12 protein-coding genes and 1 tRNA gene are annotated in these 15,006 nt (G+C 59.7%); 3 read left to right on the forward strand and 10 right to left on the reverse strand.

Features of this window, described 5'->3' with window-relative positions:
* Nucleotides 1-77: 77 nt before the first annotated feature.
* Nucleotides 78-1,757 carry an energy-dependent translational throttle protein EttA gene (gene ettA, locus HMPREF2879_RS02280; protein ID WP_070599850.1) on the reverse strand — a complete coding sequence of 560 codons (1,680 nt, stop codon included), beginning with the start codon at nucleotides 1,755-1,757 and terminating at the stop codon, nucleotides 78-80.
* A gap of 93 nt (nucleotides 1,758-1,850) precedes the next feature.
* Between ettA and HMPREF2879_RS02285 the strand changes: the two genes are divergently transcribed.
* Nucleotides 1,851-2,267: an MmcQ/YjbR family DNA-binding protein gene (locus HMPREF2879_RS02285; RefSeq protein WP_070634722.1), complete on the forward strand. Its 417-nt coding sequence runs from the start codon at nucleotides 1,851-1,853 to the stop codon at nucleotides 2,265-2,267.
* A 685-nt stretch (nucleotides 2,268-2,952) separates the two neighbouring features.
* Here HMPREF2879_RS02285 and HMPREF2879_RS02290 read toward each other — a convergent pair.
* The 8 genes from HMPREF2879_RS02290 to ffh form a co-directional block, all read right to left on the reverse strand.
* Entirely contained in the window at nucleotides 2,953-3,240 is a 288-nt protein-coding gene (locus HMPREF2879_RS02290; RefSeq protein WP_070506085.1) for an antibiotic biosynthesis monooxygenase family protein, read from the reverse strand.
* A gap of 209 nt (nucleotides 3,241-3,449) precedes the next feature.
* Nucleotides 3,450-4,397: a tRNA (guanosine(37)-N1)-methyltransferase TrmD gene (trmD, locus tag HMPREF2879_RS02295; RefSeq protein WP_070634723.1), complete on the reverse strand. Its 948-nt coding sequence runs from the start codon at nucleotides 4,395-4,397 to the stop codon at nucleotides 3,450-3,452.
* 3 nt (nucleotides 4,398-4,400) lie between these two features.
* Nucleotides 4,401-5,051 (reverse strand): ribosome maturation factor RimM, encoded by a 651-nt coding sequence (gene rimM, locus HMPREF2879_RS02300; RefSeq protein ID WP_070634724.1) that lies wholly within the window; start codon nucleotides 5,049-5,051, stop codon nucleotides 4,401-4,403.
* A gap of 181 nt (nucleotides 5,052-5,232) precedes the next feature.
* Nucleotides 5,233-5,478 carry an RNA-binding protein gene (locus HMPREF2879_RS02305; RefSeq protein WP_012903360.1) on the reverse strand — a complete coding sequence of 82 codons (246 nt, stop codon included), beginning with the start codon at nucleotides 5,476-5,478 and terminating at the stop codon, nucleotides 5,233-5,235.
* 2 nt (nucleotides 5,479-5,480) lie between these two features.
* Entirely contained in the window at nucleotides 5,481-5,903 is a 423-nt protein-coding gene (gene rpsP / locus HMPREF2879_RS02310; protein WP_005505689.1) for a 30S ribosomal protein S16, read from the reverse strand.
* 332 nt (nucleotides 5,904-6,235) lie between these two features.
* Nucleotides 6,236-6,724, reverse strand: a complete 489-nt coding sequence (locus HMPREF2879_RS02315; RefSeq protein ID WP_070634725.1) for an NUDIX domain-containing protein — start codon at nucleotides 6,722-6,724, stop codon at nucleotides 6,236-6,238.
* A 12-nt stretch (nucleotides 6,725-6,736) separates the two neighbouring features.
* Nucleotides 6,737-9,457 (reverse strand): hypothetical protein, encoded by a 2,721-nt coding sequence (locus HMPREF2879_RS02320; protein WP_070634726.1) that lies wholly within the window; start codon nucleotides 9,455-9,457, stop codon nucleotides 6,737-6,739.
* Between the two features lie 116 nt (nucleotides 9,458-9,573).
* Nucleotides 9,574-11,151 (reverse strand): signal recognition particle protein, encoded by a 1,578-nt coding sequence (gene ffh, locus HMPREF2879_RS02325; RefSeq protein ID WP_070634727.1) that lies wholly within the window; start codon nucleotides 11,149-11,151, stop codon nucleotides 9,574-9,576.
* Nucleotides 11,152-11,498: 347 nt separating this feature from the next.
* On the opposite strand from ffh, the gene HMPREF2879_RS02330 reads away from it, so the two are divergent.
* A tRNA-Leu gene (locus HMPREF2879_RS02330) sits at nucleotides 11,499-11,581 on the forward strand.
* A gap of 202 nt (nucleotides 11,582-11,783) precedes the next feature.
* Here the strand turns inward: HMPREF2879_RS02330 and pyk are convergent.
* Complete coding sequence (gene pyk / locus HMPREF2879_RS02335) at nucleotides 11,784-13,247, reverse strand: pyruvate kinase (RefSeq protein WP_070634728.1); 1,464 nt, start codon at nucleotides 13,245-13,247, stop codon at nucleotides 11,784-11,786.
* Nucleotides 13,248-13,769: 522 nt separating this feature from the next.
* On the opposite strand from pyk, the gene HMPREF2879_RS02340 reads away from it, so the two are divergent.
* On the forward strand, nucleotides 13,770-14,342 hold the full coding sequence (locus HMPREF2879_RS02340) for a flavodoxin domain-containing protein (protein ID WP_049327782.1): 573 nt from the start codon (nucleotides 13,770-13,772) through the stop codon (nucleotides 14,340-14,342).
* Nucleotides 14,343-15,006: the final 664 nt, after the last annotated feature.

Genomic DNA, 15,006 nt, shown 5'->3' on the forward strand with positions numbered 1-15,006 from the left:
ATTTATAGCGTCCAAGTTTCGGGGCGCAGTTCACGCTTCAACAGCGCAGGAGGCGGGGCTCGCTACCGAACTAAACCCTATCGGGTCAGCTTGCGGTGCACCACGCGGTGCGGCTTGGCGGCCTCGGGGCCGAGGCGCTCAATCTTGTTCTTCTCGTAGGACTCGAAGTTACCCTCGAACCAGTACCACTGATCCGGGTTCTCGTCGGTGCCCTCCCACGCCAGGATATGGGTTGCCACGCGGTCCAGGAACCAACGGTCGTGAGAGACGACCACGGCGCAGCCGGGGAATTCCAGCAGCGCATTTTCCAGGGATGCGAGGGTCTCAACGTCCAGGTCGTTAGTGGGCTCATCGAGCAGCAGCAGGTTACCACCCTGCTTGAGGGTCAGCGCCAGGTTCAGGCGGTTGCGCTCACCACCGGAGAGCACACCCGCCTTCTTCTGCTGGTCCGGGCCCTTGAAGCCGAACGCGGAAACGTACGCACGCGAAGGCATTTCAACGTTGCCGACCTGGATGTAGTCCAGACCGTCAGAGACGACCTCCCAGAGGCTCTTCTCCGGGTCGATGTTCGCGCGGTTCTGGTCAACGTACGAGATCTTCACGGTCTCGCCGACCTTCAGCTCGCCGCCGTCGAGGGGCTCCAGGCCAACGATGGTCTTGAACAGGGTGGACTTACCCACACCGTTAGGACCAATCACACCCACAATGCCGTTACGGGGCAGGGAGAAGGACAGGCCGTTAATCAGGGAACGGCCGTCGAAGCCCTTCTGCAGGTTCTCAGCCTCAATAACGACGTTACCCAGGCGGGGTCCCGGAGGAATCTGAATCTCTTCGAAGTCAAGCTTGCGGGTCTTCTCAGCCTCCGCAGCCATCTCCTCGTAGCGTGCCAGACGAGCCTTCGACTTAGCCTGGCGGCCCTTAGCATTGGATCGGACCCAGTCCAGTTCCTCGCTCAGGCGCTTAGCGAGCTTAGCGTCCTTCTTGCCCTGAACTTCGAGGCGGGCGCGCTTCTTCTCCAGGTAGGTGGAGTAGTTGCCCTCGTAGGGGTACAGGTTACCGCGGTCAACCTCGGCGATCCATTCTGCCACGTGGTCGAGGAAGTAACGGTCGTGGGTAATCGCGATGACGGCACCCTCGTAGGACTGCAGGTGCTGCTCCAGCCAGAGCACGGACTCTGCGTCCAGGTGGTTGGTGGGCTCGTCGAGCAGCAGCAGGTCGGGCTTCTGCAGCAGCAGCTTGCACAGTGCCACGCGGCGGCGCTCACCACCGGAGAGGTGGGTGACGGGCATGTCAGCGGGCGGGCAGCGCAGCGCCTCCATTGCCTGCTCCAGCTGGGAGTCGAGGTCCCAGGCGTTAGCGGCGTCGATAGCTTCCTGCAGCTGACCCATTTCTTCCATGAGGGCGTCGAAGTCAGCGTCGGGCTCAGCCATGAGGGCGGAGATTTCGTTGAAGCGGTCCAGCTTGGACTTGATTTCGCCCACGCCTTCTTCAACGTTGCCCAGAACGGTCTTCTCTTCGTTCAGCGGCGGCTCCTGCATGAGGATACCCACGGTGTAGCCTGCAGTCAGGCGTGCCTCACCGTTGGAGGGCTGGTCGAGGCCAGCCATGATCTTCAGGATGGTCGACTTACCCGCACCGTTCGGACCAACCATACCGATCTTGGCGCCGGGGAAGAACGACATCGTCACGTCGTTAAGGATGACCTTGTCGCCCACAGTCTTGCGGGCCTTGATCATCTGATAAATAAATTCAGCCATAGTTACCTATTTTAGCGTGGATTCGGCTGAGGGTACGAGAGTTTTAGGTTGCGTGCTAGGCGGGGTACCGTGCGGGGCACTAGACTCGAAGCTATGAGCACAAACCCCTCCCCCAAAGTTCTGCGGCCCGAGGACCTGGAGCAGACCCTGTACCGCATCGCGCTCGCCATGCCTCTGGCAACCTCCGACCAGCCGTTCGGGCCCGAGCACACGGTGTACCGCATCGGCGGCAAGATGTTCGCCATGTACACGGAGGGTATCGGCTACCCCATTGTGAACCTGAAGACCGACCCGGAAGAGTCGGAGGTGCTGCGGCGCATCTACCCGAGCATTATTCCGGCATGGCACATGAATAAGCGGCACTGGATCTCTGTGGGAGCCGGCGAGGGTGTCACCGAGCGGGTGCTGGAGGAGCTGGTCGAGGATGCGTACCTGCGCGTCATGTACTCGCTGCCCAAGGCGAAGCGGCCAATCGAGTTCCGCGAGCGCCCGGTACCCGAAAAGCACTAGCCGAAAAGCGTTACGGCCTGAAGGAATCTTTTAAACAGCGGAGCGGGTGAGCTTCGGTCCGGACCACCGAATTGCCCACCCGCTAAGCAAAGCACTTTCCTGTCCGCGATAAGGAGGGTCATCAACCACGATGAACGCTCGAACCACCAAGCTCCCATCCCATATATTGCGGGGTTCCGCACCATGCACCACTTGTGTGAATACGTGATAGTTGAGTCGGCACCCTTGCCAAACCTCCTATGCAGAGGAGGCGCTGACCTGGGTGCGCTGAATATTTCCCTTGAGTGACTCAGCTACGTCATGCGATGCAGCTGAGAGGGGATCGCCGTCTTCGCCCGAACTACCGGCACGGACGAAGTGTGCTCTCGGGAACAATAATAACCTTTTTGCATTAAAGTGTCACTTTCGGATTGAAGGATACAGAGGGTATTTATTGACCACAATTCAGGTGTTTTATAGCACCGAACCCACATATCCAACCACCACGAAATACCTGCAGATTTTATGCCCCGAAAAATCAAGGAGGGGCCGCGCCGACCCTCCCTTATATCGCCTCCACATGGGCTAATACCCACTTAAAGCAATATTCAGAAAAGTCAGCGCGACCCCTCACTATATGAGATAAATTCTTCATCTCACATGGGCTTCAACCGTAAATCCGGTCAGACGCAGACAAACACAGATGTTAGTCGTCGAATTCCACCTTCTCGAAGCTCATGGTGCCATCAGCGTGCGAGACAACAGTGTTCGGGTCACGCTCACGACGAGCCGCCGCGTACGCATCGTGGCTTGCCTCATCAACCCAGCGGGTCACCACAAAGTAGTCGCCGCCCTCATCCAGGGGGCGCCACAGCTCAAAACCCTCAAAGCCGGGGAAAGAGTCAGCAATGTGGCGGGCAGCAGTGAAGCGCTTCTCCAGCTCAGCCTGGTTGTCGCCAACGACAGCAAGACGGTGAACCTTAACAACGGACATGTGTCCTCCTTCTGTTGAGTACGTGCTTTCAACGATGAAAGCGTATTACCACCTCGCACCACCTATAGGTAGGCTATGTTCTTAGCGAGGTTACCCTCAGAATAACGGTTTGCAGGCACAAAAAATAGGGGTCAGCGCCAACTAACAGTTATATGACGCTAACCCCCATTCAGAGGTTTACGAGGCGCTCGCGAGCGCCTATTCGAGGCCTAGGAATTTGCCTCGGGCTGGGCGGTATCGGGCTGAGTAGATTCACCCTGAGGCGCGGTATCCGCCTGGGCGGCGGTATCAGCCTGCGGTGCGGGGCTCTTCTTCGCCTTCTTCTGAGCCGCCTTCGCGGGGTTCGCAAAATGCACCCCGCGCTCAGCCAAGAAACGGCGGTCCTTCTTATCCCACTGCTCCACCGGGTACGCCTCCAGCAGGTCCGGGCGGCGTTCCAGGGTGCGCTCAATCTGACGATCACGACGCCAACGCGCAATCGCACCGTGATTACCCGACAGCAGCACCTCCGGCACCTCACGCTCACGCCACACGGCGGGCTTCGTGTACACCGGATACTCCAGCAGGCCACCCGTATGCGACTCCTCCTCCAGGGAGGCGGGGTTACCCATCGCGCCCGGAATCAGGCGGGTGATAGCCTCAATCATTGCCATGACCGCGACCTCACCGCCGTAGAGCACGTAGTCGCCCAGGGACACGGGCATCACGCGGAAGCTCTCCTGCGCCCAGTCCAGCACGCGCTCGTCAATGCCCTCGTAGCGCGCCGGAGCGAAGACAATATGCTTCTCCTCCGCCAGCTCGTACGCCATCGCCTGATCAAAAACGGCACCCGCAGGGGACGGGACAATCAGCAGCGGACGGGTATCAGCGGCGGGTTCAGCGGGCTCGGCGCCCTCAGCAGAGTCTTCGGAGGCGGCATTCAGCGGGGAGGCGGCAAGCACCTCGTCCAGCGCCAAGCCCCACGGCTCCGCCTTCATCACCATGCCCGCGCCACCGCCGTACGGGGTGTCGTCCACCGTGCGGTGACGGTCAAAGGTGTACTCACGCAAATCGTGCAGGTGCAGATCCACCAGACCCTTCTCACGCGCCTTACCCAGCAGGGACAGCTTCAGCGGCTCCAGGTACTCGGGGAAAATCGTGACCACATCGTAGCGCACGGACTACTCCCCCGCCTGCTCGGTAGCCTGCTCAGCATCCTCAACCAGGTCAATCAGACCCGCCGGAGGAGTCAACAGCACAAAGCCGGGCTCGTCCTCGGTCGAGGGAACCACCTCGGGCACAATCTCCTCAACAAAAGGAATCATGATCTCTTCACCCGCACCGGATGCAAGGCGCGGCGAACGAGCCAGCTTAATCAGCAGCAAATCCTGAACCGGCATGGTCTGCAGACCGGTCACCTTGCCCAGCGGCTTGCCAACAGCCGGGTTATCCACGGGGCTCTCACCCTCGGGCACGTCAGCGAGCAGGTACACGGGCAGGTTCACGAGCTCCTGCTCGTAGAAGCCCTCTTCATCGCCCTCATCCTCGGGCACCTCGTAGACCAGGCGGCTACCGCGCAGCTCCTCAGCCTGGTTGCGGGTGGTCACCTCATCAAAACGGACCACCAGAATCTTCTTGTTCCAGCGGGCACCGGCAACCGTCAGCTCACCGGTAGGCGCCACCGAAGCGGCAGCAGAGCCGGGCTTAAAATTCTCGATACCGAGCACCTCACCGCGGGCAAAACGCTCCTGCGGGGCATCAGTAAAGAGCTGAACCGTCACCTCACCACGAATACCGTGAGGCTTACCGATACGAGCCACCACAACCTGCATAATTTTCCTCCGCTGGATACAAGCTAAAAACCTACGCCGTGCACGTGCACGGCTCCCACTATTCTACCGGGCACTTAGGACGGGCGCATTCTGCCGCCCGCACTACCACCGGGACCCGGGTACGCGAAAGCCCCCGCCTTCCGGAAAAACTCCGGGAGCGGGGGCTTCAAGCGTTTACGAGCTAGCGTCGCTTTTTGTCGGTGTCGATAATGTCGATACGCATCGGCTCGCCATCAGAAATAGCCTCCATCACCAGACGGATGCTCTTGGCGGTACGACCAGACCTGCCGATAACTCGGCCCAGGTCATCCGGATGCACGCGAACCTCAAGGGTTTCACGGTGACGCTGAGTGCGCAGGCGCACCTTCACGTCCTCCGGACGATCGACAATCCCTCGAACCAGGTGTTCGAGTGCGTCAGCCAACATAATTACTCAGCTGCTTCCTCAGCCTCAGCCTCGGGTGCTGCTTCCTCAGCAGCCTCTTCAGCCTTCTCAGCCTTGGGGGTGATAGCCTCGGGCAGGATCACGGAACCCTTTTCGGGAACAACGAACTCAGCCTTAGCCTCGACGGGCAGAACCTTGGACTCTGCCTTCTCGCCCTTGAATGCAGCCCAGTCGCCCGAGAGCTTCAGCAGAGCCAGAACCTGCTCGGTCGGCTGTGCGCCGACGGAGAGCCAGTACTGAGCACGCTCAGAGTTGATCTCGATACGCGAGGGGTGCTCGGTCGGGTGGTAAATACCAATCTCTTCGATGGTCTTACCGTCGCGCTTGACGCGCGAATCAGCAATCACGACGCGGTAACGAGGATCGCGGATCTTACCCATACGCTTGAGACGAATCTTAACAGCCACTTTAGTGGTTACTCCTGTTTCATAATTTGGTGCGAGGCACGCGGTTCAGCACCCGTGGGGCGGGCCATTCACGGCGCCTCTATGGACACAACGGCGCGCGAAGAGAGGGGTCGCGCGTCGCCGGGTACTCAGCTAGGGTATCAGAGCCCGAGATTTTAAGCTAGCGACACGGAAAAATAATTGCCGCAGGCACCGAACATCACTTTTAAACAGCGTTCTGTTCCCGTGATGTGCCCGGCTGTGCCCGGTCACTCGGCTGTTACTCGGCTCAAATAGCTGCCCCGGCGCCCTCACCGATGAGCTCTAGTCGAGGTTGCTAGGAATTGATGTGGCTAGGAGTCGAGGTTGCTCATCTCCAGAGTCTCCCCCGTCTCCAGGGCGCGGTAGCACTCACGCAGACGCTCCACCATCGACGGACGCACGTAGCCTTCCAGGTTCTCCGGAGCAACCCACTCATAGGTCACCAGCTCAGCATCCTGCAGGGTAATCTTCGTATCCGCCGCGATTACGCCGCCGTCATACATGTAGTAGGTCGAATCGCCCCACACGCCCAACGCCAGGCCGTGGAAAATCAGCAGCACGCGGCCCAGTTTCACATCCAGGCCCAGCTCCTCCACAATCTCACGCTCGCAACCGGGCTTGGGAGCCTCGCCAGCCTCCACGGTGCCGCCGGGAAGAATCCAGCCGTCCTTATAGTTCGGCTTCACCAGCAGCATCTCGCCGCGCTCATTACGAATCAGCGCGCCCGCCGCCAAACGGCGCGTAGGCAGGGTCGCGATAAAAGCCTTCAGCTCTTCATCGCTCAGATAGGAATCCTTCATGGCTTCTTTCCTTTAGCGGTCGGTTTTCTTTGCAGCGCGCTGCCTGATGCTACGCACTATACCCAGGGCACGCTCATGCAGTCCAGAGGGTGCTTGCTCCGTGGACGGGGCGGCATCCTCCACCGTGCGGTAGTTGCCCTCACGTAGGTCATCAATGAGAGTGCGCTTCTTGGTCGGGGGCTGCTCCCCTGCGGTGTCACCCGGATGCACCAGCTCAGCATCCGCAACCGGGCGGGCATGCTTCTTCAACTGGGTCTGCTCGAAAGAACGCAGAACCGTCGGAATCAGAGCCGACTCGACCGTAGCGTTCAGCGCAAAGAGCGCGGCAGCCACCGAGAACTTACGGCTCGCCTTACCCTGCGCGCGGCGGCGGCGCGCCACATTCGCCAAGGTCAGGGCAATAGCGCTCTGAGCCGTCACATCCGCGCCCAGGACAAGACCCACGCGGCGGGTCTTCGCACGAATCTGCTCCGGGGTCAGGCGCTTGCGGCGCGAACGAGGCGCGGGACTCTGAGCGGAAGAGCCCTGAGCGGAGGTGTTCTGCGGTGCGGGGGCCTGGGGTGCAGGACTCTGATCTGCAGAGCTTGAGGAAGCATCGGGCACGGTCTCAACGCTCGGGGCGGCTTCGTTCTGAGGTGCGAGCGCGGCAGAAGGCTCGGGAGCCTGCTGGCTTACCTTTGCCTCGTGCGATGCCTGCTCCTCGGTAGGCGAAGAGTCAGCCTCGTGCAGGGCGCTGTCAAGAGACAGGTAGCCCTCTTCAGTCTCCACGAAGGAATCCGGCGCAGAGCCCTCCGGCGAACCCATATGCGTGTACTCGTAGGGGATATGCGCGTTATTGAGAGCATCCATCCACTCGGCGAGAGTCACGCGGCGACCGGTCGCCACCAGGCGGTAGCTACAGTCCAGGGGCGAGGTGTAGCCGCCCGGGTAGGGTTCAATCTCCTCATCGTCAAAAGAAACATCCTCGGCGGGAGTACTCTCGGAGAAGGTAGCCTCAGCATCAATAGATACGGTCGCATCGGCGGACTGCGCGAGCTCCTCATCCTCGTTGCCGAACACGCGAGCCGTGCTAATCGACGCCACATCAAAACCGGTGGTCGGAACCAGCGCCAGCTCCGTGGGAACATCCAGCAGCTGCAGCACCGACTCCAGCGCCAGGATATTGCTCGTATCGCGCAGGTACGCGTTCAGGCGGCGGCCGGTAATGGAATCAGCCTCCACACCAAACATCGCCATGACATTAGCGATGCCCTGCTCGATTTCTTCCTCATCGGAACCAAAAATCTTCGAACCCGAAAGCTCCGGGGCGCTACCGGGAAGCTCCGACAGCAGATCCTCCAACACGCCGCCAAAACGTGCGACTTCCTCACGGCTGAGGGCCCGGTTCAGGCGCTTAGGCACACGCTGCCAGGTGAACTCCTCCACGATGTTCTCGTAGGGTTCGCCGAACGCCTCCAGGTACCACTCCTCATCCGAGTATGGGTCGCGGGCGGGCTCTTCATAGACCACCAGGTGCTGCTGGTTCGCGTTGCCCTCAGCAATCAGGGCGTTGCAGTTCAGCAGACCCAGCAGAGCCATGAGGTCCACCGGATCGGCAGAAATGAGGGTCCACTCCCCCGCCGGCGCAGCAACAACCTGCCGAGTACCGGCAGGAAGGTAGGCCAAAAGAAGCCCGGTAATCATGTCAATGGGCAGGTCAACGAGCATGGCGGCGTCACCGTCCACCAGGAACTCCAGCTCGCCCTGTCCACCGGGCAGCTCCTCCCACACGGTCGCCTCACCCTCCAGGGCGGCACCGGTGACCGGCAGATGCTCCACCAGCTGAGCCACATAATCCTCAACGGGGGTACCCACGTGCAGGTGGCCGTCAGCGACCTCCAGCACGTTCATGTAGCCCTCATCGTCCACCGCGCAGAGCACGTAGAGCTGCACCTGGTGCTCACCCATCTCGTAAGCAATCAGCTCCGGGGAGGCGGCGGTCGCCTCAATGAGGGCGGCAATCAGTTCCTCATCGGTGGTGGAACGAGCCATGATGCGGCGGCGCTGAATCTTCTCCTCCAGCTCCATGGTCTGCTCGATACGCTCATTGCGCTGCTTCTCGGCGGTGCGCTCCTCATCCTGGGCGCGCAGGTATTCGGGGCTATCCGACTCACCGGTTCCGGCAGGCGCGGGGGCACCGTCCCACATGTCGGTGAGCTTATCGACGGTCCACTCTTCGCTCTCCAGGGCGGCGGCGAGGCGGTCAACCTTCGTGCGGTCGTTCCAGGCGCGCTGCGTATCGGGGTCTTCCGCCTTCACCTCCTCGTGCATGCTGCGGGCTTCACGAATGAGGTTCAGGATAGTTGCGGCAACATCGTCGACTGCGGGGTCGTCGCTCTCGCTCGAGTAGACGAGGTCGCCAGCCAGTTCGGCGGAGTGCTCACCGTACTCGAGGGCAATACGCGCCCAGACGGGAGTGTACCCGGGAAGGATGCTCGAATCATTATCGAAGCCGTCCGCAAAGTCGCCCGAAAGGTCGTCTTCAAGAACCTCTGCGGGAGCATCAGAGAAGCCCAGCGAGCCCTCCTCAACTGCAGACTCGCCTGCAGGCTCCTCTACAAACTCAGCGGCAGATGCGCCGGCAGGGTCCTCTACAGCATCATCAGCGAAGGCGCGTTGAGACCACGGCGTGACCTGCTCATTCAGCTGATCATCCGCGTTCTCTCGATCCCAATTCTGCTCATTCTGAGCCATTGATACCTTCCCTTCACACCCATTCATGCACCCAAACCGGGCACCATACCGGTACGGGTGCGCCCCGTCACCACGTGCGCACCCGTACCACCCCTTACCGGGGCTCATATTTGCTCTTACTGCAGGAACTTCTCAAAGCCCTTCGGCAGGTTCATGCTGGACAGATCCATCTCCTGGTTCTGAGCCTGCTGACCGAATGCAGCACCGGCGCGAGCCTGCTGCGCCTTAGCTGCTGCCGCCTCCTGCGCCGCACGCTTCTGCGGGTTGCCGGAGCGAGCCTTCTTCTTCTTGTTGCTCTTCGCGTTCTTACGAGCGCCACCCGCCGCAGCCGCCATACCGGGCATCTGCATACCACCGGGCATGCCGGGCATCTTGCCCGAAGCGAGCTTCTTCATCATCTTCTGAGCCTGAGCGAAACGCTCCATCAGCTGGTTCACCTCAGACACGGTCACACCCGCACCCTTAGCGATACGGGCACGGCGAGAACCATTAATGATGCGCGGAGCCACACGCTCATGCGGGGTCATGGAGCGAACAATCGCCTCCACGCGGTCAATCTCGCGCTCGTCAAAAGCCTCAAGCTGCTGACGCATCTGAGCCGCACCGGGCATCATCATGAGCAGCTTCTTCATGGAACCAAGCTTACGAATCTGCTGCATCTGAGCCAGGAAGTCCTCAAAAGTGAAGTCTTCCTGATCGATGAACTTCTTCGCCATGCGGTCGGCTTCAGCCTTATCCCACTGAGCTTCAGCCTGCTCAATCAGAGTCAGGATGTCACCCATATCCAGGATGCGGCTTGCCATACGGTCCGGGTGGAACTGCTCAAAGTCAGTGACGTTCTCACCAGTGGACGCGAACATAATCGGCTTGCCGGTCACCGAAGCCACCGACAGCGCTGCACCACCGCGGGCGTCACCATCAAGCTTAGACAGGACCACACCGGTGAAGTCCACGCCCTCGTTGAATGCGTTAGCGGTGTTCACAGCGTCCTGACCGATCATCGCATCGATAACGAACAGAACTTCGTGCGGCTCAATAGCGTCACGAATGTTACGTGCCTGCTGCATGAGCTCAGCGTCAACACCCAGACGACCCGCGGTATCGACAATCACCACGTCGTGCAGCTTAGCGCGAGCCTCAGCCACACCGTCACGTGCCACCTGCACGGGATCGCCGGTGGGTACGTCAAACTCGCTGGTCACACCGGGGTGCGGCGCGTACACGGGCACGCCCGCACGCTCACCAACAACCTTCAGCTGGGTCACCGCGTTAGGGCGCTGCAGGTCGGATGCAATCAGCATCGGGGTGTGACCTTGGCCCTTCAACCAGTGAGCCAGCTTGCCCGCCAGGGTGGTCTTACCGGCACCCTGCAGACCCGCCAGCATGATGATGGTCGGGCCGCTCTTCGCCATGTTGATGCGGCGGGTCGAACCGCCGAGGATGCTCACCAGCTCCTCGTTCACGATCTTGACGATCTGCTGGGAGGGGTTCAGCGCCTCGGAAACTTCCGCACCAAGAGCGCGTTCCTTCACGTGGGCGGTAAATTCGCGGACCACGGGGACGGCGACGTCAGCGTCGAGCAGGGCGCGGCGGATTTCGCGGACGGTTGCATCAATGTCTGCCTCGGAGAGGCGGCCCTTGCCGCGCAGGTTCTTAAAAGTTGCCGTCAAGCGGTCGGAGAGAGAATTGAACACGAGCCGTGATCACTTTCTTAACGTTGAGGTGGCCCCCAGCCGCGAAGGCGAACGGGGATGGTTAGTCAGTCTTTAAGGATACAGGATGCGCGCTTTCTCCCCCGCCTCCACCTGTGGATAAGTGGCACCGGTTCACCCTGAGCTCAGGATTTACACTCAACGTCCCCTCCCGCACCCCTCAGCAAATGTGTGGCAGGTACCAGACTTACCCCCTCATAGAGGCGCGACAGAAACCCTCAGTAGATGTTCCGCGCCCCGCCTCAGCCTGCTCAACACGTCCGATAGATTAGATTTTCTAGACAGCCTGGGTTAGAATTCTAAAGGTGTTACGCACAAATGCGTGATACGCCCGAGTGGCGGAATTGGCAGACGCGCCTGACTCAAAATCAGGTTCTTCGGAGTGTGGGTTCGAGTCCCACCTCGGGCACCAACGCAAAAGCGGCGGGAAAGCCTCAAGCTTTCCCGCCGCTTTTCTGTATCCGCTTATACGCCGCCCGCTGACCGGATGAGGCCCTACACAGACACAAAACCGCCGCCCGGCCGTGAATTCACGACCGGGCGGCGGTTCTACATACCGAGCGTACAAGCGAAGGATTACCCTCAGCTACGCATCGGAAAGATTGGTAAACGGCTTAGCGCTTGACCTCGTTCTCCTCGTAAGGACGCAGAGCCTCGCGCTCGCCCTCAGCACCGTAGACGCGGTGTACCTGAACCATGTTGGTGGTACCTGCGCGACCTGCGGGAGCACCGGCAGCAACGACGACCAGGTCGCCAGCTTCTGCCAGATTATTCTTCAGCAGGTACTCGTCCACGAAATGGAACAGACCTTCCTGATCGGTGATCATCTCAACCTGCTCAGCCTCAACGCCCCACAGCATGGACAGGAAGGAACGAACCTTCGAGCTGGTGGTGAACGCGACAATCGGGGTCTCGGGACGCAGACGTGCCAGACGACGTGCGGAGTCACCGGACTGGGTGAAAGTAACGATGAGCTTTGCATCCAGCTGGTCAGCGATGTTCACAGCTGCGCGGGTGATTGCGCCACCGCGGGTGCGGGGCTTGCGGTCCAGCTCGGGCACGCGGTACAGGCCGCCCTTTTCGGTATCCTGAACGATTGCAGCCATAGCCTGCAGGGTCAGGATCGGGTACTTACCGACCGAGGTCTCACCGGAGAGCATCACAGCGTCTGCGCCGTCGAGGATTGCGTTAGCGCAGTCAGAAACCTCTGCACGGGTGGGGACGGGGTTGTCGGTCATGGACTCGAGCACCTGGGTTGCCACGATGACAGGCTTTGCCCAGCGGCGTGCCATGTCGATTGCCTTCTTCTGGACGAGGGGAACCTCGGAGAAGGGCAGCTCAACACCGAGGTCACCACGAGCGACCATGATGCCGTCGAACTTGTCGATGATGTCCTGCAGGTTCTCAACTGCCTGGGGCTTCTCGATCTTGGCGATGACGGGTACGCGGATACCCTCTTCGTCCATGATCTTGTGGACGGGGTCAACGTCTGCGCCGGTACGGACGAAGGAGAGTGCAATGATGTCTGCACCCATCTTCAGTGCGAAGCGCAGATCGTTTGCGTCCTTCTCGGTCAGCGCGGGCAGGGAGACTGCTGCGCCGGGCAGGTTGATGCCCTTGTTGTTGGAGATCGGGCCACCGACGACCACGCGGGTGCGAACGCGGGTGGGAGTTACCTCAATAGCTTCGAGGCGAATCTTGCCGTCGTCGAGCAGGAGCTTGTCGCCGAGCTTTACGTCGCCGGGCAGACCCTTGTAGGTGGTGCCACAGATTTCTGCGGTACCTTCAACGTCTTCGGAGGTGATGGTGAAGTCTGCGCCGGGCTCAAGGTATTCCTTGCCGTTTGCGAAACGCTCGAGGCGAATCTTGGGGCCCTGCAGGTCGGCGAGGATAGCAACGTCCTTACCGAGCTTTGCAGACTGGTCACGGATGGTGTCGTAGCGTGCCTGGTGCTCGGCGTGGTCACCGTGGCTCATGTTCAGACGGGCGACGTTCAGGCCAGCCTTGATTGCCTCGGAGATCTTCTCGGGGGACTCGATTGCCGGACCGATGGTTGCAACGATTTTTGCGCGCCTCATGTACCTAACCTTTGTGTGTTGTTTCATGTGGCCCCTGAGGGCTCACACTGATTTTCCGGGGAAGACTAATGTCAAATTCCCAATTATTCCCACGTGTTCTAACAGGTAACCACATGCCGGATGCGTGGGACTCTTTCTCAATTATAGGGGTTTTGCGCCCTCTTGGGTATGCTTCTCCCAACTCTTTCCACCGAAGAAATTGTGTTTCACGTCGCATTTTGAACGCCACCCCTCTTCCATCGAACACGCCACAGAAAGTCGATTTTCACCCCCACCACCCCCGCCTCGCCCGGAAAGTAAATTAGGGTGCTTTTTACCCATATCTAGCCAGTACTGCGCAATATTTAGTCTCGTTCGAGAACATTCGAGCATATTTCAAAAACATAGAGACACTCAGAGTGGGCTATGAGAAGATAGATGGGGCATCCAAAAGCTGGGCGATTTCACATTTTCGCGCGCCTAGCCTATATTGGAACCCATAATTAGTATTTGAAATGCGAAATATATCTGGAAGGTTCACAGATGACTACTCGCGTGCTGATTATCTTCGGCTCCACCTACGGCTACACCGAACAGTACGCCACCTGGCTGGCAGAAGATCTGCGTGCACTCCCGCAGGCCCCCGAGGTTGAGACTGTCCCCGCCTCCAAGGTCACCCCCGAGCAGGCTGAGGCATTCGACGCTTTCGTCATTGCCGGCAGCGACTACGGTGGATTCCTCAACGGCGCACCGGCACTTCGCAAGAAGATTCTGCCGATTATTGCGCCCAAGAAGAACCGCACCGCATTCTTCACCGTCTCCTTCACCGGTGAATACTCCAAGAAGCTGCTGGACAAGGCCGTCGCCAAGAGCTACACCCCCGAACTGACCGAAGGTCGCCCCGTCTACCACCTGCGTGGCGGCATCGACTTCGACAAGATTTCGCTGGCTCACAAGACCGCCCTGAAGGGCCCGGTGCGCGCATGGCTCATGGCTAACCCGCACCCGAACGAGGGTATTCAGCAGATGCTCGAATGCTACAAGACCGGCAAGGCTGAGTACATCGATCGCGAGACCCTCAAGCCGCTGGTCGAGGACATCGCAAAGTTCCTCTAAGCCCTCGAAATTTTAAAAAATTCGAGGAAAAATAAACTTTCGCCTCTTCCCTCCCGATCTTTCAGCCGGACACCAGAACCTGAAAGAGCGGGCGGGAAGAGCCGAGAAAAACGTGCCAACAGGCACCATATACGTGGTCGATGACTCTTCATCTCTCCTGCATCGACCATGAAACTCCGGGTGCCGGTGCGAGGCCGCGCCAAATACAGTACCCGGAACATGAGGGGTGGGTCTTTGTGTGTGCGGCCCACCCCTTTCCTTATGCCCAAAAGCCGACTCAAAAGTCGCAAGAGGCACCGCCCGGCGCATCAGCACCCGACTGCATCCCGGCAACGTAGCTCTAGATGCTGCGGCCCACCCTGAACAACGAACCGACACAGCGACGCCCCAATACAGCAGTCCACAGAGTGAAATTCGCAACACCCCGGCGTGTCGCGTGCCTAAAATTTTGTCCCAAAAACTTGAGCCAATAAATGCACCAACAAGCCACAAAGTAAAACAGGCACCCCAAAGATTCTAGGTTACTGTGCACTCTGCGAAAGATATGCCGCCAGAATGACACCCCAAATCATTGCGCACATCGGTGCAGGTACCGTACGCTGTTAGCTGTGTCAGCCGCATGACATACCCGGCAGCCGACACACACATCACTTCAACTACCCCA

It is taken from the genome of Rothia sp. HMSC069C04 (genome assembly GCF_001812895.1).
In the GTDB taxonomy this organism is placed as follows: Bacteria; Actinomycetota; Actinomycetes; order Actinomycetales; family Micrococcaceae; genus Rothia.